The sequence below is a fragment of the Candidatus Eremiobacterota bacterium genome, from assembly GCA_031082125.1.
In the GTDB taxonomy this organism is placed as follows: Bacteria; Vulcanimicrobiota; CADAWZ01; order CADAWZ01; family Ess09-12; genus Ess09-12.
Map to the genome: position 1 here is coordinate 78,863 of JAVHLM010000007.1, position 20,364 is coordinate 99,226.

Genomic DNA, 20,364 nt, shown 5'->3' on the forward strand with positions numbered 1-20,364 from the left:
GAAACGAACTCTTTTCTTGAAATGTCACGTTCAGATACTTCTCCTGTGGAACTTCTTGCTCCTGCCGGATCGAGGGAAGCCCTTCTCGCTGCTCTTGATGCCGGCGCCGATGCAGTCTACATGGGCCTCTCTTCCCTCAATGCCAGGCAGAGGGCAAAGAACTTCAGCCTCCACGACCTTTCGGTGCTCTGCGATTATCTTCACAGGAGGGGGAAGAAGGCTTACCTGGCGCTCAATGTGCTTGTCAAAGAGAGTGAGCTGCCCGAAGTGCGGCATATCCTGAAAAACGCCGCCGCACTTGAGATAGATGGAGTGATTATCCAGGATCTCGGCGTCCTCTCGATTCTCAGGCAGCATTTTCCCGGGATTCCCATCCATGGGAGCACCCAGATGGCGGTGCACAATCACGGGGGAGTGTCCCTGCTTGAGCGCCTTGGCCTTTCCAGGGTGATACTGGCACGGGAGCTTTCGCTTCAAGAAATAAGGTCAATAAAGGGCCGCACAAAGCTCCCGCTTGAGGTTTTCGTCCATGGAGCCATGTGTTTCTCCGTTTCGGGCCTCTGCTTCGCGAGCAGTGTAATTGGCGGCTGCAGCGGCAACAGGGGCCTTTGCACCCAGCCATGCCGGAGGCTCTGGCACGGCGCACACAGGAGGGAATACCTCTTTTCCATGCTCGATCTCCAGGCTCTGGGCTTTATCAATGCGCTGAAAGAGATTGGCATTGCCTCGGTGAAGATCGAGGGGAGAATGAAAGGCCCCGACTACGTGAAAAAGGTGGTCGGGGCTTACCGGCAGGCGATAGACGGCATGGAGAGAGCGGGGGAGGCCATCGAGGACTTCGCCAGGGAAAAGACGGACTATTTCCTCACGGGGCGCCAGGGCGACGCGATAAAACCCGGTGCTTCCGGTATGGCAGGGATAAGGGCCGGCGTGGTGAAGGAGTCCGATGGCGAGACCATAAGGCTCATGACGGAAGAGACCATTCATTCAGGCGATATGGCGCGGATAGCAGCCGGTGATGACTGTGAAGCGGATCTTTTCCAGATTAAGGCCCTTGCGGTACAAAATGTTCCCGTGGAGAAAGCAGGGCCCCGGACTCTCTGCACAATTCAATGCAGGGGAAAGGTTCCGGCCGGCAGCGTGCTCTACCTGGCGGGAAGATGCGTTCCAGCCGGCTACGACAAAAGGCTCAAGGAGATTTATGACTCCTCCAGGAAGCGCCAGGGCAGGGCCGCTCCTCCCCGGGGCGGAAAAGGACCGGGCGCGGCAGGGCGGCATGCCCACGCCTCCCGCAGGGCCAAGGCGCCTCCGCTCTTCCTTGTGAAGATCGACAGCAGCGGCTGGCTTCCTTACGTGAAGGATTACGACAGGCTTGTGGTAGCTCTCGATGCTCTTTCTCCGGAAGCCATGGGAGCCGTTGCCGGGAAGCCTCCGGGCCCTGAGAGGATTATCGTGGACCTCCCGCCCTTCATCAGCGAGGGGCAGATATCCGCGGTGAAAAGAAGAGTGGAAGAGCTTTTCAGGCTCGGGTTCCGCAGGTTCATGCTGGAGAACCTCGGGCATTTCGGCCTTCTGCCCCGCCGTGGCACTGAGCTTTACGGCGGGCCTTTCCTCTATGGCCTGAACTCGGAGGCGCTGGCGGTGCTCTCGCGTCTTGGCATTTCAGCGCAGTGCGCCTCCTATGAGGATGATTACCTCAATATCAAAAACAGGGCCAGAAGCGCCGGCCTTCAGGAAATTATAGCCCTCTTCGCACGGCCTCCCTGCTTTCTCACAAGGGTGGAACAAGATACGCCTCCGGGCGCCATTGTCCGGAGCGGCCCCCTGGAGGCCGCACTCCACCGCCGCGGTGAAATCTTTGTCGTTGTTGGCGTAAAGCCTTTCAGCATCATGCAGCACAGGGAGAAACTTGCGCTGCTCTCACCTTACGGCTTTCTTGTGGACCTCTCGTTTTATGAGCCTTCCCGGGATCTCTGGAATTCCGTGAGGAAGGCCTACCTGGAAGGATTGCCCTTCCCGGGCTCAATGAAATATAATTTCAAGAGGGAGCTCAGGTAATCAGGTGGCCAGTTCTATTTTACCGGCGCCTGAGTCAGGCGATTCAATGATTATTATTATCTCAACACCGCGGCGTCAAGCATCTGAGAGCGCCTCACTATGGTAGGTACCCGAGAGGCTACAAAGCTCACAATGAGCAATTTTCACCGGGCGGATTGTATCAGTTCGATATGTGCCTGATCCGTTCTTCTTGTTCTGCCGAAAAGTGACGAGAATATCAGAAGAGATGGAAAAACGAAAGTGGATAATTCCAGTCACCAGCAGGAGGTCGGGGGAAATTCTCTTAGCGGGCCTTGATTTTGTCCCTGCACTTGCAGAGGTCACACAGGCAAAATCTCGACCGCCGGGAGATTTTCCCCTGGCCTCACGATGCAGAGTCTCTTTAAAAGGGCAATACCTGTAAAAGGGATTCGCCAGATTGGAGAGAAACACATGAATGAGGGCACCGGGAGGGAGCCTTCGGGGGGAGGGGAGCGAGAGGCTATGGAAACAGAGAAACTGGATGAATTGAAGGGGCTTCTCCGGAAAGTGGCCTTCGGCCACCTGCTGCCGGAAAAACTCTTCGGCGACCTGCTGCCCAAGTTTTATCCCATCTCCTTTGCCGACGGCGAGCGTGTCCTGCAGCAGGGGACCACGGCAGGCGCTTTCATTATAATCAGCAGGGGGGCCCTTGAAGTGAAGGTGATGAGTGAGAGCCACCAGGAAGTCACCGTCAAGACACTCAAGAGAGGCGATTACGTGGGCGAGATGGCCCTCATCTCAGGTACTACCCGCAATGCCACCGTGATAGCCCACGGGCCCGTCGAAGCTTTTCTTCTCAGCAAGTCAGCATTTGCCTTCATGGTGAAAGAAGCTCCCCCGGTGCATGAGTTCCTGAAGAAGTCCGCGGAGAAGAGGGAAAAGGACACGAAGAAAAAGGCCGGGCTGGAAAAGGGAGAAAAACCATTGAAGGGGCTCAGGAGTTCACTTTAAAGGGAACACATCCTCAGGGAGGATTATAATGGCAAAAAAAATAGGTCTCTTTGATTCTCTTTTCAAGAAGATCGGTATGAAAATCTATGATTTCGACGCTCCTGAGGAGTGCATGAGGGCCCTCGATGACAAGGAGCCGGAGATGAGAATAAAGGCCCTTGAGACAATCGGCACAAGGCATAGCGAGGCCATAACCGATATCTCCAAGATAGTGAGGATAATGAAGACCGATGAGAATTTCCAGGTCCAGGAAACGGCAATGACCACCCTGGGGGATCTCAAGAGGCAGGAGGCCGTGGGCCCCATCATTGATATGCTGCAGTCACAGGACCAATGGATGAGGGTAAAAGCCGCGATGATCCTGGGCCAGATAGGAGACACATCGGCCCTTGAAGCGATTAAGAAGGCATACCAGAGCGTGAAAGGTGAATATCAGGCCACCATAATGAGGGTAATCACCAAGTTGGAGGCGAAACAGCAGGAAGAGAAGGGGGGCGGTGCCCCTCCAAAGCCTGAGCCGGTGCCGGTTCCCGAAGCTCCGCCTTTCAAGCAGGCTCCTTTGCAGGCCGAAACAGCTCTGCTGAGGAAAGCCGAACCGAAGGCAGCTCCTGAGCCCCAGGCACCTTTTGAGGCGATACTTCAGGAAAGGCAGGCTGTCCGATCTCTCGGACAGGAGCAGAGAACCTCCTATGCAACGGCTCCCCTGGAAAAGGAATCGTATAGAGAGAAGAGGAGCAAGGATGACAAGCTTCTGGAGAACCTTAGGTTTCAGCTCACGAGGGCCAGCGGATCCCAGGCAGACGAGCAGGTCGTGGATTATTATTACAAAGCCCTTTCCAAGGGAGACATGGAGTCAGAGCAGTCGCTCTGCGCCCTGCTGTGGGCTCCCACGGAGAACATGAGGCTCCAGGCCCTCCAGGCCCTTACAGGCATTGAAAGAAGGCCGCACATCGTGAGGGCCCTTCTTGAAGCACTTGATGAATGCTCGCTCCAGATGTGCTGGCGGCTTATAGTGGCTCTCTGCAGCGTTGAAGATGTCAAGATAGGGGAGCGCCTTGTTGAGTTTCTCATGGATTCCGATGAAAAGATCAGGAGATATGCCCAGAACTATTTTCTCCTCTATGGGAGCGCCGATATGATCGAGGTGCTCATGAAGGAATTCGACAAGTGCGATGAAAGGGTAAAAATCGAAAGGGCTTCCCTCATCGCCCGCATGGATATTGACGATATCAAGCCAGCGCTCCACTACATACTCCAGGATAAAAGCCAGCCCGAGCGCGTGGTCCTGAGCCTTCTGGACAAGCTGCCACCCCGCCATGAGGATGTCATCGCCTATTCGCTTCCCGAGCTCCTGGCCAGGAAAGAGGAGTCCATCATCGATGCCCTGCAGAGAAAAATAAGGACCAAGAGCAACCTTCTTCTCCTTGAATACCTCAGGCAGAACCTGGCCTCGCCGTCAGAGGTGATGAGAGGGCGGGCAGCAACGCTCCTGGGGTATCTTGATGACGCCTCTTCTGCCCCTGTTATAGCGAAGCTTCTCCAGGACAAGGCGGACTTTGTGAGGGTAAGGGCCGCCAGGGCACTTCTCTCACTGAAAGCTCTGGATTACCACAAGGTGCTCTTCATGCTGGCCAGGAAGGATCCAAACCTCAGGAACAGGCTTGAGTTCGTGCAGATCATCGACCAGATGTACCAGGAGAAAGCGCTCCCCGTATTCCTTGAGCTCATCTCCGATGAGTCGATTGAAATGCGATGCCTGGTTCTGGAGTGCCTGGGGAAAAAGGAATGGGGTGCCTCAGAAAAGGAGCGCCTGATAGAGATCGCTCAGCCATTGCTGCTGGAAGGCGACCTGAGGGTGGTATTTTATGGTATCGCTCTGCTGGCAAGGCTGGGATCGAGAAAATTCGCCGTTGACAAGCAGAGAATTCTCACGGTGCTCTGGACCATCGTGAAGGAGCCCCGCAACCCCCCGAAAATCAGGAAGGAAGCCCTCTTTGCGCTCTTTTACGTGAGCAAGGAGGATACCAAGGAAGTGCTGAAAAGCATCGTGAAGAAGGACCCTGACGATGACCTGAGAATCCAGGCTGTCAACTATCTGGGGAGTTACACCGGCAAGGATGTTGAGGACGCTCTGAGCCAGGCCTGCCGTGCACAGAACAGGAGCCTGGCAAAGGCCGCCGGCGAGAGCCTTGAAAAAATAAGGACGGCAGCGCCCTGACAGGAAGCAGTTCCCGATTTCCCCTTAACAATTGAAAATTTGGCGTGATATAACCATATATGGATTTTTTTTGCCTTACAGTGCACAGCCGGGCATTCAGTTTATTGGAGGGAAAACAATGAACAGGAAGTCTTGCCGGAAAGGCATGGTGCTGGCTCTTGTTCTTGTCATCTCAGTGATAGTCTTTCTCCTGGGCGTCTCAATAGCGGGACTTGTCACCATGGAAGGCCGTGCCTCCCTGAAAAGAAGCAATGAGATAGTGACAAGGCAGACCGCCCTGGCGGCCATTAAATATGGCCAGAACCTTCTCACCATCGACTGGAACCATCCAAGCCTCGCCGCCGGGAGCAAGATTTTTGAAGGGGCTTATTACAGTGAGAATGACTGCTACTATGATCTTTCGGTAAAGAGCCACACCAATGATGAATGCGTCTTCATAGCCCAGGCCTATTTCAAGGAGTCCAGGGAAGGTGCGAAAAGGCTGTGGGCGAGAGGCGTCGAGGCTGCTTACAGCAGGGCGGCCTTTACTTACGCCCTTATGGGGATCGGCACGCCGAAATGTGTCCTGAAGAGCTCAGGCTATTATGACGCATACGGCTATTATTATCCCCCCACCTATGAATATGTCTATCCCAGGAGCCTCGATATCAACGGGGCTTCCATTGACGGGAAAATAGGCACCGCCCAGAAACAAGGGGAGATAGTGGTAAATGCAAAGCCCATTGAAGAGAAAGTGCCTATCTTCCACCCCGGGAGGCCGCCGGCTCATCATCCTCCCACGGTGGAACCGTCTCCCGGTTCTGAAGAACCACCCGGACAGGAGGGCTATTATGAGGAAGAGACCAGGACCAAGGAGCTGAAGGTCTCAATCCAGCACGACGCCCTTCTCACCGTGACGGAACAGCCCGATTTTGTCAAGCTGGAGCGCAAGGACACTCCCATAGAGTTTCCTTTCAACGTGCCGGATCCCTATTTCCCCTATAATGGATCGAAGGAGGATTATGACCTCAGCTCCGAAGCGACAGCAAATCCCGGGAGCTATCACAGTCTGGATGCCGTAATAGGCGGCGACACCACCGAAGTGGGCGGTGAAGGCACCTATTGCATAAAGAACTGCAGGATCACCGGCAACGGCGACGGCAAAGTGGTATTTAAAAAGGGCACCTATTACATAGAAAACCTGGAAATCAGCGGCAGCGGCGTCATTGGTTTTACAAGCGGCACCTATTACATAAAGAATCTCAAGGTAAACGGCGATGATCGCTCGAGCAGAGCCGACAAGCTCACCTTAAAGGTGTACGTGGTAGACAATAAGCCGGCTAACCTCTATGTGACGGAGAGCGCAGTGATAAAGAATGCAGCGGTAAATCCCCCGGAGGTAAAGGAGGAGCCGAATCCCCAGGACTTTTTCATCTTTGCGACAAGCCAGTGCAAGACCAATGAGCTCGCTTATTCCCTGGGGTATTTCGCTTACTGGAACAAAAATAACTCTGTCACGGTGAACAACTGTTCCGTTGACGGGACTATAGCGGCTGACTCCCTCAAGGTGGAAGGCGAAGGCAGATTTTCCTGCCACAAGGAGATAATAGGAGATCAGGTCATGCTTACGAAATGGGAGGAATTATAGAAGGGGTTCTTAATGGTAAATGGAAGAGCAAAAAGCGCCCCGGGACAAGGCAAGGCATACTCTTACAAGATAAAGGATGAGAAGGGAAAGCTGATTAAGGGCGAGCTTCATGCCCAGTCCCTCAACGAGGCTATACGCTTACTGGAGAAGAGCTCCTGCAGCATCTTATACCTTGAAAAGATTCCTACCCTGCCACCACACCTCTCCAGGGAATTTACCGTAGAGGAGGTGATGCATTTTTTCAGGGAGCTTTCGGTGATGCTGGGATGCGGGATATCTCTTCAGAAAGCCCTCGCGATTCTCACGGAGCATCAGAGCACCACCCGTGATTTCTTCCTGGAGCTCGCAGCCTCCATCAGCAGGGGAAACAGCTTCTCCGACTCCATGAAGGCCTGTGCCGACGTGTTTTCACGTTATCATGTGAGCCTTGTAAGGGCGGGCGAGGCAGGGGGATTCCTGGATAAAAGCCTTGAAACCCTCACCTCCGTCATCGAGAAGGAGATAGCCCTGAGAAAGCAGATGCAGGCAGCCCTCACCTATCCTTTCATGATCTTTTTTTTCGGGATTGCCATCACCCTTGGTGCCTTTTATTTCGTATTTCCCTACCTCAAGATTCTCGTCAGCGACCTGGGAGTGAAGCTCCCTTTCTCCTCAAAGATAATCATGACCATCACAGACTGGATCGGAAGGCCCTATGTGGCTCTTCCCCTCATCGGGGCCATCATCTATGGCATCGTGGTGGCAAGGAAAGCTTTCTTATATAATGTCTCCGGGAGCGTTGAGAGGGAAAAACTGCTGCTTTCAGTTCCCGTCATCAGCGAGATAGTAAAGAAAGCCATCATCATAAGGACCTTCAGCGTGATGGAAGCACTGCTCAATTCGGGGGTGAATATAATCCATACGCTTGAGCATGCCGCCGACGGGAGCGGGAGCATCGTTGTGGAGGATGTCTTTCTGGCCGTGGCAGATAGGGTGAAGTATGGCGAGGGCCTGTCAAAAAGCTTTGCGGAGTACCCCAGCCTTTTCCCGCGGGCTGTGGTGAACATGGTGGCCGCAGGCGAGGAGAGTGGCGAGCTCCCTGAGATGCTCAGGAAAATAGTGAGCCTCTACAGTGTCGAGCTCACTTCGGCCATCGAGAGCTTCATGAAGCTCCTGGAGCCGCTTGCCATCCTGTCAATGGGAATATTTATCGGGGCCATCATCCTCTCATTCTTTGTCCCGGTATATATGTCACTCAGCAGGATATGAAGGAGAGCGCCATGGTATAATGAGGAGAGAGCCTTCGGGCAGAGGAGAGAGCCTGGATGAGAAGAGCCGGCAAGAAAGGCATAAGTCTCCTTGAAATCATAATAGCCATGGGAATCCTGGCATTTATGATATTTTCAATCGGCGTGCTTATCCCCCTTTCACAGACCCGTTCCTTTAACTACAGCAACAGGGAGACGGCCCTCTCCCTTGCCGAGAACATGCTGGAGAAGATCAAGGCTCTCAACTTTTCGGATATTGTCAACGATGCCACCTATGACGGGGAGCTGGGCATGGATCCTGCCAACAAGGGAACTTATTACCAGTACCCGCCGGCACCTTATCCTTCCACATCGGTTGATATCTATTATCCCGGCCCCCAGTCAAGCGGGGTGCTCTGCCATACCATAAGATACTATCTCAAAGTGAATTCCTGTTTCGATACCGATGCAAACGGGATCCCTCTTGAAACGCTGAAAAAGGTGACTGTCAAGGTGACCTGGAACCAGCCCGCCTTCTCGGGAGGGAGCGAGGGCGGGAAGCTGCAGAATCGTTCCATAACGCTTTCCTCAAAGGTGCTGGAGAGATGAAAAAGGCTTCTGTCAGAATGAAATCCGGGGGCATTTCCTTTGTTGAGCTCCTGATAGGGATGACGCTCATGGCGATCCTCATGGCCCTCTGTGCCAGGCTCTTCACCTCCTCATGGCAGAGATATCATGTGATAAACATTATACAGGAGGTGAAACTGAGCGGCATAAGGGGCATCGAACGCTTCTCCAGGGATTTCAACGAGACTTCGATGACCTATATTTTTTCAAAGGAGAACGCCCAGGGCCTCATCACCTATATCTATTTCCCCTCGCGCCGCCAGGTGAACGGGACTTTTGACGAGAGCGGGGCCCCATCACCCTCTGTCTGGAAGACATGGATTCTCTACTACCTCATTGCCGAGAAATCGGTCTCTCCAGGAAGCGCCGGCGAGACCTATGACAGAAAGCCTCTTTACTGCCTCGTGAGAAAGGTGAAGGACCTGGTGCCCAAGGGGGGGACCGACATCTCCCTTGATGCGGATGCAGAGGTGATCCCCGAGCTCTCGACACTTCGTCCGGTGAAAGTGGATCCAGCCACGGGGGTGACGAGAGCAGGGGAGGTCTGTGCGAGGGGTGTCACTTTTTTCGGGATGGAACAAGAGTCGAACGGTGCCCAGGATACCTACCGGGCTGTCCTGGAGACCTGGGGAGGCTACCTGGGAAAGCCCTGCAGCGCCAAGGCTGAGAGGGTGTACCTGCTGCGAAACCTCTAGGTAATAGACGTGGCCGGCTTTTTTTCATCATGGGGCCTGGCCCGGTATTTCTTCTTCCTGTATGAGGGGGCTCTCCCCAGGCTGAGCCTCTCATACTCGCTCTGGAAGAGCCTCATGGTGCTCATTATATCAAGGTTCGCAAAGGCAAATTCCCTGTTCGCCTGCCCTATCCGGCGCCTGAGCTCTTCATCGGACGCAAGCTCCATCAGGCAGGCCACCATCTTTTCCACGTCTTTTGTGGGCACAAGGAAGCCGTTATGCCCATCGATGATTGTTTCGGTCGGCGCCTTGGTGTCAAAGCCGACTATGGGATTCCCGTAGGCCGAGGCGGCATAGTTGGATAGATTTCCCCCCTCTATAAGATAGGTGCGGAGATAAATATCAGTGAGAGAGTAAAAATAATTGAGATCCCTCCGGTAGCCGGGGAGGATGATGGTATCGGAAAGGCCCCGCTCACAGACCAGAGACCTGAACGTGTTCATCTCCCATCCCTCGCCCAGAATAAAAAGCTTCATCGCCGGGTAGTGCACCTTGAGGCGCTCGGCAACATCAATGGCATATTTATGCCCCTTTTCAGGGACAAACCTCCCGATGGAGAGAAGGATGGGGAAGGCTCCCTGGAGGCCGAACTCCTTCACCAGGGGGTTCTCATCCCGCTTTACAGGCCTGATATCATTGAGATCAACAACTCCCTTGAAGTAGATGATTTTCTCAGGGGACACACCGGAATATTTGATGAGCTCCTCAGCGGAGATGTTGGTGAAGAAGCTGGAGACGCAGTTTTTCAGGAGCCTGTAGGCCAGGAAGCTCCATGAGGCAGTCTTGAGAGTCTGGGACCTCATCTGGGGTATCTGGCATATCACGGGGATGTTTAAGAACCTGCCCACAATTGAGCCCGTGATGAACGAGTAATGAAGATGGGTGTGGATTACCTCGATGCGCTCTTTTACCGCGAGCCTGCAGAGACTTTTTATCAGGGTGAGGCAATAGGGAATATAGCCGTAACGGGCAATTGACCTGAAGAACGGGTTGTCGCTCAGGGTGGGACTTGAGAGAATGGACTTGGAGATCTTCTTGGGAAGGCCGATGTAAGTAACTTTTGTGCCCAGTGAGGTGAGCTCTTCAATGTACACGCGCTGATGGCTCTCCAGGAGGTAGCAGAGCTTCATTTCGAACTTTTCTCTGGGCATGAGGCGGGAGATCTCTTTGACCCATTCCTCGACACCTCCGCCCTTGAGAATATCGATGAGGTGCAGGACTCTGATTCTGCGCATTTTTTCCTGTCTATTTTGTTTCCAATTCCTTCAGCAGGGTATCAACAGTATTCGTGAGCGAAGTGTCGAGCTCCTTGGCTTTTTTCAGGTCTGCCTTGGCCCGCTCGGCATCGTTCATCTGCTTGAGGACAGAGCCGCGCCTGAAATAGTTCTTGGCGTCGTCAGGCTTCAATTCTATCGCCTTTGAATAGTCTCCCACGGCCTGGGAATACTCCTTGTTCGTTTCATAAAGGCTGCCCCTGCTCACATAGGCATTCAGGTGCTTCGGGTTGATCTTGATGGCGGCTGAATACTCGGCAAGGGCAAAGCGGTAGTTGCCCTTCTGGTCGTATCCCTGTGCTCTCTCGTAATGAATGTCGGCATCCTTGCTCGTGATGGTGGGGACGCCGCTGTTGCCGGTGAGGTCAGGGGGTGCAAGCTGGGTCGCCTGGGGTGTCGGAGGGGCCGACGGCGCCGTTGAGGGCTTCACTGAAGCCGCAGGGGACTTTGCTGCCTCGGGGGTCACCTTCGCCACCACTGTCGCCTCCCTGTGCTTCACATCCTCGAAGTACTTGTTGATATTTTCCCTTATATTCTTATCGGGCTTCAGGGAGAGAACGGTCTTTGCCTCGCGGTGAGCATTTGATTTCCTGGACCAGGCGTTTTCCTCGACCTGCACATAGGAGAGGAAAAGATAATAATGGGCCTCGAGGTTGCCCGGTGTCTTCTTTGTCAGTGCATTGAACTCTCCAATTGCCTTGTCATAATCCATGGCATTGTAATACTTGAGTCCTTTGGCATAATCACCGTCTTTCCTGGTGCCTTCCGCAGGCGAAGCCGATGGAGAAGGCAGGGCAGGGGAAGGTGATGAGGGAGTCTCCAGCGGAGAAGAAGTCACTGAAGGCAGGGCAGTGGGGGTGGCTGCAGGGCTTTCGAGCGTCGCAGCGGGTGAGGAACTTGAGGCAGGAAAGGGGAAAGGGAGGCTCGGCACAGGGGCGCCGCTCTGGTGGGCCATGGGCCCCTTCGTCGGAGTGACAGTCTGCTTTTTGTTTTTGAAATGGATGATAATGACGAATAACTCGATGATTACAAGCAGCACGATGAGAATCTTCAGATACTTCATGATGAATCTTCCCCTTTTCTGCGCTCTCAACCGCAGTCAGCGCAAGCTCGCTCTCCCTTCATGAGTCGCAGTATCAGGCATAATATTCTGGGTTGAGATAAAAAGTTCCTACCGGTTTTACCCTGCTGCAGGTGCCCCTCAGGGAGCCCGGATAATTTACTGTTTTTTTTCAGGTATCCTGTCATGAGATGGTCTCTCCGGCGGGCTGTCACTGTAAAGTTCGGAGCTCACGCGCTTGATTTTCCTGATCCTGGCCTTTCTCGTCAGTTCAAGAAAGTCGTGCTGAATGAGATACCTGAGGAAATCTGAAGAGAACTGGTTATCTTCAGCAAAAAGGTCTTCCACCTCGATGCGGCCGGTCTTGATACCCTCAATGAACTCCTCACTGTTCGCCGTGATGAGAACAGATGTTGTCTTCTCCACTTTGCGGCCGCTCTTGTATATTACGGAAATCCCGATGAGCACAATGAAGGCGATAACCATCCAGAACATCTTTTCGTCCATCTCGAAATGGAAGCACTCGAGGGAGAGCTTCACTCCGATGAAAAATATGATCTGATAGGCAATATCGTCAAGTCCGGGGTATTTTTCCAAGAGCTTTATGAACACCATGGCGACAAAACGCATCGCGAGAATGCCTACTATACCCCCCAGTATGATGACGCTCACCTTGGGGGTCATTGCCACGGCAGTGGTGATGCTGTCTATTGAGAAAACTATGTCAGTGAGCTCTACCAGCAGCACTACCTTCCAGAATGATGCGGTTAAAGGCTTTTTTGAATTATTTTCCTTTGAAATATTGCTATAATGAGGAAACATGTTTTTGAAGGCGAGATATATGAGGTACAGTCCTCCAATAAGCTTGATTTCCCTGATCTGGATGAGCTGTGCAGCCAGTATTACTGCGATTATTCTGAAGATGATGGCACCCCATACCCCAAGGGTGAGAGCATGGCGCTGCCTGTTCCTGGGGAGCTGCCTGACGAGGGCGGCGAGCACGAGGGCGTTGTCAACGGAGAGAAGCCCTTCAAGAATTATAAGCGTCGCAATGGTAAGAGCATCATAGGGCGTATAGGTGGCGATTTCATGCAATATCTGGCTCATATTGCCCGTGCTTTTCTGGTATCCTTCAATGATTCTGGTCTTCTGTTTTCTGCTTTCCCTCTCCATACTCCTCTCTCTGCGGAAGGAAAAAGGTTGCTTAAGGCGAAATAATGAGGATTTTCCAGACAATGGGGAGAGACACGTGAAAGAGAAAAAACCCGAAAAAATCATTGCTGCGATTACCGCTGCCCTAAGCCTCTATCTCGAAGAGCAGATAAAGGCGCCGCCCTTCATCATCCTTCCCGGGGAGCTCCGCTCGGCACCGAGCCTCTGGAGGTTCATAGGAAGAAAAGAAGTCATGGACAGCAGGACCCTTGTCCAGATGAACTGCATGAAATGGTAATATAATCTTGAGCGGGGAGAGAGGGAACCATGAGCACAAAAAATTCAAAAGGCAACGTATCAGAAAAGCCGGTGCTGATATCGGACACGACGCTGAGGGACAGCCACCAGTCCTCGTTCGCGACGCGCATGCGCATCGAGGACATGCTGGAAGTGGCAAAGGAGATGAACCGGGTTGGATTTTACTCGATGGAAGTCTGGGGGGGGGCCACTTTTGATGTGGCAACCAGGTTTCTGAACGAGGATCCATGGGAGCGCTGCAAGACCCTGAGGAAACACATGCCAGACGTGAAGCTCACGATGCTGCTGAGAGGCCAGAATCTCGTGGGTTACCGCCATTATGCCGATGACGTCGCGGAGGCTTTCATTGACGAGGCTGCCGACGTGGGCGTCGATATATTCAGGGTCTTCGATGCCCTCAACGACGAGCGGAATTTCATCACGGCCTTCAAGGCCATAAAAAGAAACAGGCGTCACATCCAGGCGGCCATCAGCTATTCCCTCACGGAGAGGAGGCTTGGCGGGCCCATCTACAATATCCCTTACTATGTGAACAAGGCGAAGATCCTTGCGGACATGGGCGCCGACAGCATATGCATCAAGGACATGGCGGGAATCCTGTCACCTTATGATGCCTATGATCTCGTCTCGGCCCTCAAAGCTGAAATGGAGCTTCCAATCCAGCTTCATACCCATTACACGAGCGGGATGGCTTCGATGACGCTTCTCAAGGCCATTGAGGCCGGCGTTGATATAGTCGATACATGCCTGGCACCTTTCGCGCTCAGGTCCTCCCAGCCGGCCATAGAGCCCATTGTGGCTTCGCTTCTGAACACCTCCCGCGATACAGGTCTTGATCTGGAGCGCCTCTTCAGGATAGGGGAGAAGCTTGAGACGATTGCCCCGAAATACCGTCAGTACCTCGACACCTCAAGGATGGCCGTGATTGATACGGCGGTGCTCATGCACCAGATACCGGGCGGGATGACCACCAATCTGGTGTCGCAGCTGAAAGAGGCAAATGCCCTGGATAAGCTGAGGGATGTCTTCGAGGAGCTCCCCAGGACCAGGAAGGACCTGGGCTACCCGCCCCTGGTGACGCCCACCAGCCAGATTGTGGGCATACAGTCGGTGCAGAACGTGCTTTTTGGCAGGTACAAGATAATCTCCACCCAGGTGAAGGACTACGTGTACGGCCTTTACGGCAAGCCCCCGGCGCCTATTGACCCCGAGGTGCAGAGAAAAGTGCTTGCAGGCTATGACAAGGGAGAAACTCCGATCACATGCAGGGCTGCCGACATCATAGAACCTGAGCTTGAAAAGGCCAAGAAGGCCACCAAGGGCCTTGCAAAGGACATGAAGGATGTCCTGACCTATGCCCTCTATCCCATCACCGGCATGAAGTTCCTTAAATGGAAGTATGGTCTTGAAGAGCCCCCGCCCGAGGTGAAGCCCCTGACGATTGATGAAGTGAAAAAACAGAATGAGCTTGTCGAGAAGGCGCTCAAGGGTCTCCTTGTCGAGAAGCCGGACAAGGATGCCCCTGACAAGGGCCCCGGGCTTCGGACCTTCAATGTCTTCGTCGATGAAGACCATTACAAGGTCGAGGTTGAAGAAGTAGGAGGGATCCCGAGCGTGACCTCGGTGAGCAGGATGGCGCCGCCCCCCGAGCCTGTTGTTGAAAAACCGAAGCCGGCCCCCGCGCCGAAGCCCGCCGCACCGGCGCCAAAGGCGAAGAAGACTCCGGGAGTGGAGCTGAAGGAGGGCGAGACGGCTGTTCAGTCGCCCATGCCGGGCCTCCTGATAAAATATGAGAAGAAGGTGGGCGATGAGGTCCACGAGGAGGAGAACGTGGTGACCATCGAGGCAATGAAGATGCAGATGGCTATCACCGCCCCTGTCTCCGGGGTGATACGGGCGATCAACTTCAAGTCCGGTGACTCCGTCGAGAAAAATGCAGTCCTTGCGGTTATTGGCTAGAGAATCATGATTGGAGCAAGACTATGAGCATGGAAGAAAAGCTGAAACAACTTGAGAGGATGAACCTTGAGGCCGAGGAGGGCGGCGGCGCCGACAGGATAGAGAAGCAGCACAAGAGCCGCAAGCTCACGGCCCGGGAGCGGATCCTGGAGCTTCTGGATGAAGACACTTTCATGGAGATAGACAAGTTCGTGGTCCATCAATGCCAGAACTACGAGATAGAAAAGGTCCTCGGAGACGGCGTCGTAACGGGCTACGGCAAGATAAATGACAGGCTTGTCTATGTCTATGCGCAGGATTTCACCGTCATGGGAGGCTCTCTCAGCGGGGCTCACAGCAGGAAGATATGCAAGATCATGGATCTTGCCACGAAAAACGGGGCACCCGTAATAGGACTCAATGATTCAGGCGGCGCCAGGATCCAGGAGGGTGTCGCAAGCCTTGCCGGCTACGGCGAGATTTTTAACCGCAATGTCCTTGCCTCCGGTGTGGTTCCGCAGATATCGGTAATCATGGGACCCTGCGCCGGCGGCGCGGTCTATTCTCCCGCCATCACCGACTTCATCATCATGGTAAAAGACACGAGCTACATGTTTATCACGGGGCCTGAAGTAATCAAAGCCGTCATGGGCGAAGAGGTGACCCAGGAGCAGCTTGGAGGCGCCATGACTCACAACGCCGTGAGCGGCGTGGCGCACTTCGCCTCCCATAACGATGAGGATGCCCTCATGCTTGTAAGGGAGCTTCTCAAGTTCATTCCCCAGAATAACCTGGAGGACCCTCCGCCGGCGCTCTGCAAGGACAATCCCAACAGGATAGAGCCGGTGCTGCGGACTGTCATCCCCGATGATCCCACAAAGCCTTACGACATGCTCCAGATAATCAATGCCGTCGTGGATGACCACTATTTCCTGGAAGTCCACCCTTCTTTTGCCAGGAACATCATTGTCGGCTTCGCGCGCCTTGCCGGGTACTCGGTGGGCATCGTGGCGAGCCAGCCCGCCGTGCTTGCGGGCTGCCTCGATATCAAGGCGTCGCTGAAGGCAGCCCGCTTCGTCAGGTTCTGCGACTCTTTCAATATTCCCCTCATCTCCTTTGTTGACGTCCCCGGCTTCCTGCCCGGAACGGAGCAGGAGCTCGCCGGCATCATCACCCATGGCGCAAAGCTTCTCTATGCCTTTGCCGAAGCCACTGTCCCCAAGGTCACCGTAATCACGAGGAAAGCTTACGGCGGGGCCTATATCGTGATGGCAAGCAAGCACATAAGGTCTGATATCAATTTCGCCTATCCCACGGGCGAGATTGCGGTGATGGGATCAGAGGGCGCGGTGAAAATTATCTTCCGCAAGCAGATCAAGGAATCGAGCGATCCCTGGAAGACACAGGTTGAGCTTGTGGACGATTACAAGGACAAGTTCGCGAATCCTTACCGTGCCGCGGAGCTTGGCTATATCGACGAGGTGATTGACCCCCAGCACACGAGGCCCAAGCTCATCATCGCCCTCGACAGCCTCAGAAACAAGAGAGAGCAGATGCCCCCGAAAAAGCACGGGAATATCCCTCTCTAAATGGCTTTCCCCTCCTGGAAGAAGACGGGCAGGCCTGTAAGCCGGGTTCTGTCTGCGCCTTGACGGCGCAGGATGGCCATTTATCTTGGATGCATGTTGCCATGCACCTCGTGCGGCCTAACCCGGGGACACCTGGCGGGCAGCCAGGAGACTGCCGCTTTCGCCGCAGCCACTCCCCCTATTTGGCCTTGCACCGGATGGGGTTTACCTAGCCAGGATGTCACCACCCTGCTGGTGAGCTCTTACCTCGCCGTTGCACCCTTGCCTCCGTGAAGCACGGAGGCGGTCTCCATTTCTGTGGCACTTTCCTGAGAGTTGCCTCTCCTGGGCGTTACCCAGCATCCTGCCCTTCGGAGCCCGGACTTTCCTCAGGAGGCTTTAAGCCTCCCGCGGCCATCCGGCCTGCTCGCCTTCTCCTCTCATGATAGCAGAAAAGGGGCGCCGGATCAATGGACGGCCGAAGGCTGAAAGGGAGGCGGATCTTGTGGAGCGCGGTGATTTCTGCTATACTCCAGAACATACCGTTGTAGTGATACTGAATTTCAGAATGATGCACAAATCATTGGGAAGACAGGCCCGGAGATGAAAGAGCGCCTTTCCCGCGCGGTAAGAAAGCTTGCCACGCCGAAGAACGTCAAGGTCTTGGCGGCGGCTTTATTTTCTATTGCCCTTACCGTTTTTCTTTTTCTCTCACATTACCTGAGGGCGCTTGATTACAAATGGCTTGACAGCCTGATCATCGCCTATTCAGGCATGAAAAAGCTGCCGCCGGTCTCGGTAAGGCTCGTAGAGATAGACGAGGCAACTTACAGGCATATGGGATATCCTCTCTCAAGAGATTCTTATGCCGAATACATCAAGAGAATCAATGATTTCGACGCCAGGGTGCAGGCAATTGATGTAACGCTCATCACAAGCTCTGACACTGCGGGCGACAGCCGGATCAGGGATGAGGCCCTCAAGGGGGGGAATGTCATATTTATCGTGAACAAGAAGGCAACGACCGAGTCAGTCATCGAGCCTCTCAGGAATGAAGGCGAGCCCCAGCGTCTCACCGTGACCTCTCCGGAGATCTGCTATGAGGAGAACGTGATCCGCTTCGTCAACGCTTATGTGCCCGGCTCGGGAGTCATAGAGAAGAAGAGCTCGGGAATGCCAGGCACCCTTATGGAGAAGAGCAGGATCTATCCCGCCCTCTCGGTGAAAGCCGTTTCCCTCTTTGAAGGCGATCCCGTGGAATTCTATTACGGTGATCCCCCGGGCAGCAGGAGGCCATGGTATCTCCCGCCGGGCAATTCAATGAAAATAGGGGAACGCGTGATCTATCTGGAAGGCAGCAGGCTCTTTGTCAACTACCACCAGTCATCGTCCCTTATCGGCGAGGCAAAGTCCTTCGAGGAGGTTCTGTCTGGAAAGGCGGGAGCGTCTGATTTCCGGGGCAGGGCGGTTATCCTCGGCAACAGCTCTTATATCTATCATGATCGCCATCGAACCCCCCTTGGTGAGAGAACCGGCATAGAGATTCACGGCATCCTCTTTGAGAACCTGCTCCATGGTGATATCTTCCATCAGATAAATCCCTTCATTGTCGTAGTGCTTGTGATATTTTCCGGCCTGGCAAGCGCCTTTGTCTTTTCCCGGATGAGCCATATTGCCTCTCTCTGCTTCTCGCTGGTCGCCATAGGGGTCGCACTGGGCGCAAGCCTGGCCCTCTATCTCTTCGCGCGGCTTTTTCTCCCCGTGGTGCCGGTGGCGCTGGTAATCCTTCTGCTTTACCCGCTCATCTTCATTTTCAGGACCAGGGATGCTGAAGCAGGGATGAATGTGAGCCTTCATCTGATAGAAAAAATGAATGTGATGCACAGGACTGGCAAGGAGACCTCGCAGTGGCTCGATGCCATGCTGGGCCTTACCTGTGAGAGCGTGCATGCCGTAAAAGGCTGGGTGCAGATTCTGGATGAGAGCCTTTATTTCAGGATATCGGCGGCATATAATTGCCCTGATACGGCAAACCCTGAAAAACTTGATGGAGGAGCGTGCAGAAAGGCCCAACTCTCAGGAAATGTCTTATTTATAAACGATATTTCGCTTGAAACAGGGCTTTCGTCTTTTGAGCAGGGCCTTGGAGTCTATTCCCTGCTCTGCCTTCCTCTCAGGGGAAGCGAAAAAGTCTTCGGAGTGCTGGCCCTGGGAAAGACTTTTCTCCACGACTTCACCGGGGAACAGGTACGGCAGGTGGCAGGCACCGCCACTCTTATAAGCGCCTTTTTGGAAAATGTGGAGCTGAACATGAGACTTCACAGAGCTTTTGTCAATGCCATCACCTCTCTTGCCCAGGCCGTTGATGCCCGGGATCCCTATACTCACGAGCATTCCACCAGAGTTGCAGAATACAGCAGGGAGATCGCCTTCCGCTTGAACCTCCCTCCCGAGGAGATTAACAGGATAGAGATGGCTGCAATGCTCCACGACATAGGAAAGATAGGGGTGCCTGAAGCGGTGCTCAACAAGCCCGGCAAACTCACCGACGAGGAATTTGGCAGGATGAAGAAGCATCCGGTGATAGCCATCCAGATCCTTGAGCCTCTTGAAGAACTTTATTCTCTATTGCCGCTTATTTCCAGCCACCACGAAAAGCTGAGCGGTAAAGGCTATCCCTCGGGCCTCAGGGGCGGCGAGATACCTGTAGGAGCCAGGATAATAGCCGTCGCAGATGTCTTTGACGCCCTGACTTCGAAGCGCGTGTACCGCAATGAGTCAACTCCCGCTGACGCCCTGAATGTCATTGAATCCCATTTTGCCGGCGACCTGGACTTTTCAATAGTGGAAGTGCTTAAGGGATACCTGAGGGAGAAAAAGAAGCTTTCATGAAAATGCCTCTTGCGGGAGGGGTGAAAAGAGCCGGCAAATCTGCTATAATATGCGCAGAAGTATTGATCGGGAGGGAGAGCATATGACAGAAAAGCCGCGCGGACTCACACTTACAGAAGTGATAGTGGCCATCGCCGTGATAGGAATCATCGCAGCAATCGCGGTGCCCCAGTACATCAATTACAAGTCCAACCTGATCCTGAAGTCCGAGGCCCAGAAATTCGAGGCTTTCCTCGCTGAGACAAAAGCCACGGCAAAGAAATTCTGCGTCAATATAGAGATTAAAGGCCTGCAGGGCTCATCGGGCAGCAACACCGGCCATCTTTTCCCTTCACCGGGCGCCTGCTGGATTTCCCCCGCCTATGCAGACGATCGGCCCGGGCGCGCGAGGGAACAGACTGCACCTGATGGTGGAGCCATCGCTGACTTTATTGAGGCGCGGTGCGCCGCGAATAATTTTTACCGTGTGCTGAAGTTCCCCTCCGGTGTCGGGGTGAGCAGCAATTACACAGTGACTCAGAAGCTCATTGTGACGTCAACAGAGACAAAGCTCGAAGACGGCTCAAAGGTGACAAACCTCCAGTTTGTCGTTCAGAGCAAGGGCACTCCCCGGCAGTACTATGTCTTTCTCAATGATTCGGGGCAGACGAGGGTCTGTGAGGCCGAAGCCTACACTTCCGGCGGCGGCGGCGATCTCTGA

The 20,364-nt window shown here is 53.9% G+C and carries 15 protein-coding genes and 1 other RNA gene; 12 read left to right on the forward strand and 4 right to left on the reverse strand.

What is annotated here, in order from left to right:
* The first annotated feature begins 45 nt into the window (after nt 1-45).
* From RDV48_09860 to RDV48_09890, 7 genes are all read left to right on the forward strand, one after another.
* The gene (locus RDV48_09860; GenBank protein MDQ7823086.1) at nt 46-2,058 is read left to right on the forward strand and encodes a U32 family peptidase; all 2,013 of its coding nucleotides are present in this window, start codon (nt 46-48) and stop codon (nt 2,056-2,058) included.
* A gap of 483 nt (nt 2,059-2,541) precedes the next feature.
* Nucleotides 2,542-3,030, forward strand: coding sequence for a cyclic nucleotide-binding domain-containing protein (locus RDV48_09865; GenBank protein MDQ7823087.1), 489 nt, complete (start codon nt 2,542-2,544; stop codon nt 3,028-3,030).
* A 28-nt stretch (nt 3,031-3,058) separates the two neighbouring features.
* Nucleotides 3,059-5,248 (forward strand): HEAT repeat domain-containing protein, encoded by a 2,190-nt coding sequence (locus tag RDV48_09870; GenBank protein ID MDQ7823088.1) that lies wholly within the window; start codon nt 3,059-3,061, stop codon nt 5,246-5,248.
* A gap of 118 nt (nt 5,249-5,366) precedes the next feature.
* On the forward strand, nt 5,367-6,875 hold the full coding sequence (locus tag RDV48_09875) for a hypothetical protein (protein MDQ7823089.1): 1,509 nt from the start codon (nt 5,367-5,369) through the stop codon (nt 6,873-6,875).
* A 12-nt stretch (nt 6,876-6,887) separates the two neighbouring features.
* Nucleotides 6,888-8,123 (forward strand): type II secretion system F family protein, encoded by a 1,236-nt coding sequence (locus tag RDV48_09880; GenBank protein MDQ7823090.1) that lies wholly within the window; start codon nt 6,888-6,890, stop codon nt 8,121-8,123.
* 56 nt (nt 8,124-8,179) lie between these two features.
* Nucleotides 8,180-8,710 (forward strand): hypothetical protein, encoded by a 531-nt coding sequence (locus tag RDV48_09885; GenBank protein MDQ7823091.1) that lies wholly within the window; start codon nt 8,180-8,182, stop codon nt 8,708-8,710.
* Complete coding sequence (locus RDV48_09890) at nt 8,707-9,423, forward strand: hypothetical protein (GenBank protein MDQ7823092.1); 717 nt, start codon at nt 8,707-8,709, stop codon at nt 9,421-9,423. Before RDV48_09885 ends, RDV48_09890 begins: the two co-directional genes overlap by 4 nt.
* On the opposite strand, the gene RDV48_09895 is transcribed toward RDV48_09890, so the two are convergent.
* From RDV48_09895 to RDV48_09905, 3 genes are all read right to left on the reverse strand, one after another.
* Nucleotides 9,420-10,697, reverse strand: a complete 1,278-nt coding sequence (locus tag RDV48_09895) for a glycosyltransferase family 4 protein (protein MDQ7823093.1) — start codon at nt 10,695-10,697, stop codon at nt 9,420-9,422. The two genes, RDV48_09890 and RDV48_09895, sit on opposite strands and share 4 nt — an antisense overlap.
* A 10-nt stretch (nt 10,698-10,707) precedes the next feature.
* Entirely contained in the window at nt 10,708-11,799 is a 1,092-nt protein-coding gene (locus RDV48_09900; protein ID MDQ7823094.1) for a tetratricopeptide repeat protein, read from the reverse strand.
* A gap of 156 nt (nt 11,800-11,955) precedes the next feature.
* Nucleotides 11,956-12,969: a TerC family protein gene (locus RDV48_09905; GenBank protein MDQ7823095.1), complete on the reverse strand. Its 1,014-nt coding sequence runs from the start codon at nt 12,967-12,969 to the stop codon at nt 11,956-11,958.
* Nucleotides 12,970-13,045: 76 nt separating this feature from the next.
* Between RDV48_09905 and RDV48_09910 the strand changes: the two genes are divergently transcribed.
* The 3 genes from RDV48_09910 to RDV48_09920 are packed head-to-tail and all read left to right on the forward strand — an operon-like array spanning nt 13,046 to nt 16,793.
* Entirely contained in the window at nt 13,046-13,246 is a 201-nt protein-coding gene (locus RDV48_09910; protein MDQ7823096.1) for a hypothetical protein, read from the forward strand.
* 29 nt (nt 13,247-13,275) lie between these two features.
* A complete protein-coding gene (locus tag RDV48_09915; GenBank protein MDQ7823097.1) occupies nt 13,276-15,225 on the forward strand; it encodes a pyruvate carboxylase subunit B in 1,950 nt (649 codons plus the stop codon).
* A 29-nt stretch (nt 15,226-15,254) separates the two neighbouring features.
* Nucleotides 15,255-16,793 (forward strand): acyl-CoA carboxylase subunit beta, encoded by a 1,539-nt coding sequence (locus tag RDV48_09920; protein ID MDQ7823098.1) that lies wholly within the window; start codon nt 15,255-15,257, stop codon nt 16,791-16,793.
* A gap of 21 nt (nt 16,794-16,814) precedes the next feature.
* Here the strand turns inward: RDV48_09920 and rnpB are convergent.
* Nucleotides 16,815-17,202: RNase P RNA component class A (gene rnpB / locus RDV48_09925), an RNA gene on the reverse strand.
* Between the two features lie 173 nt (nt 17,203-17,375).
* Between rnpB and RDV48_09930 the strand changes: the two genes are divergently transcribed.
* Together RDV48_09930 and RDV48_09935 are read left to right on the forward strand one after the other, a co-directional pair.
* Nucleotides 17,376-19,664 (forward strand): CHASE2 domain-containing protein, encoded by a 2,289-nt coding sequence (locus tag RDV48_09930; protein MDQ7823099.1) that lies wholly within the window; start codon nt 17,376-17,378, stop codon nt 19,662-19,664.
* Nucleotides 19,665-19,746: 82 nt separating this feature from the next.
* Nucleotides 19,747-20,364, forward strand: coding sequence for a prepilin-type N-terminal cleavage/methylation domain-containing protein (locus tag RDV48_09935; GenBank protein MDQ7823100.1), 618 nt, complete (start codon nt 19,747-19,749; stop codon nt 20,362-20,364).

Bases quoted from the DNA above. Each gene is read 5' to 3' on its own strand.
- RDV48_09900 (MDQ7823094.1), bottom strand. From the start codon at position 11,799: ATGAAGTATCTGAAGATTCTCATCGTGCTGCTTGTAATCATCGAGTTA.
- RDV48_09865 (MDQ7823087.1), top strand. From the start codon at position 2,542: ATGGAAACAGAGAAACTGGATGAATTGAAGGGGCTTCTCCGGAAAGTG.
- RDV48_09890 (MDQ7823092.1), top strand. From the start codon at position 8,707: ATGAAAAAGGCTTCTGTCAGAATGAAATCCGGGGGCATTTCCTTTGTT.
- RDV48_09895 (MDQ7823093.1), bottom strand. From the start codon at position 10,697: ATGCGCAGAATCAGAGTCCTGCACCTCATCGATATTCTCAAGGGCGGA.
- RDV48_09905 (MDQ7823095.1), bottom strand. From the start codon at position 12,969: ATGGAGAGGGAAAGCAGAAAACAGAAGACCAGAATCATTGAAGGATAC.
- RDV48_09885 (MDQ7823091.1), top strand. From the start codon at position 8,180: ATGAGAAGAGCCGGCAAGAAAGGCATAAGTCTCCTTGAAATCATAATA.
- RDV48_09875 (MDQ7823089.1), top strand. From the start codon at position 5,367: ATGAACAGGAAGTCTTGCCGGAAAGGCATGGTGCTGGCTCTTGTTCTT.
- RDV48_09930 (MDQ7823099.1), top strand. From the start codon at position 17,376: ATGAAAGAGCGCCTTTCCCGCGCGGTAAGAAAGCTTGCCACGCCGAAG.
- RDV48_09915 (MDQ7823097.1), top strand. From the start codon at position 13,276: ATGAGCACAAAAAATTCAAAAGGCAACGTATCAGAAAAGCCGGTGCTG.
- RDV48_09880 (MDQ7823090.1), top strand. From the start codon at position 6,888: ATGGTAAATGGAAGAGCAAAAAGCGCCCCGGGACAAGGCAAGGCATAC.
- RDV48_09935 (MDQ7823100.1), top strand. From the start codon at position 19,747: ATGACAGAAAAGCCGCGCGGACTCACACTTACAGAAGTGATAGTGGCC.
- RDV48_09870 (MDQ7823088.1), top strand. From the start codon at position 3,059: ATGGCAAAAAAAATAGGTCTCTTTGATTCTCTTTTCAAGAAGATCGGT.
- RDV48_09920 (MDQ7823098.1), top strand. From the start codon at position 15,255: ATGGAAGAAAAGCTGAAACAACTTGAGAGGATGAACCTTGAGGCCGAG.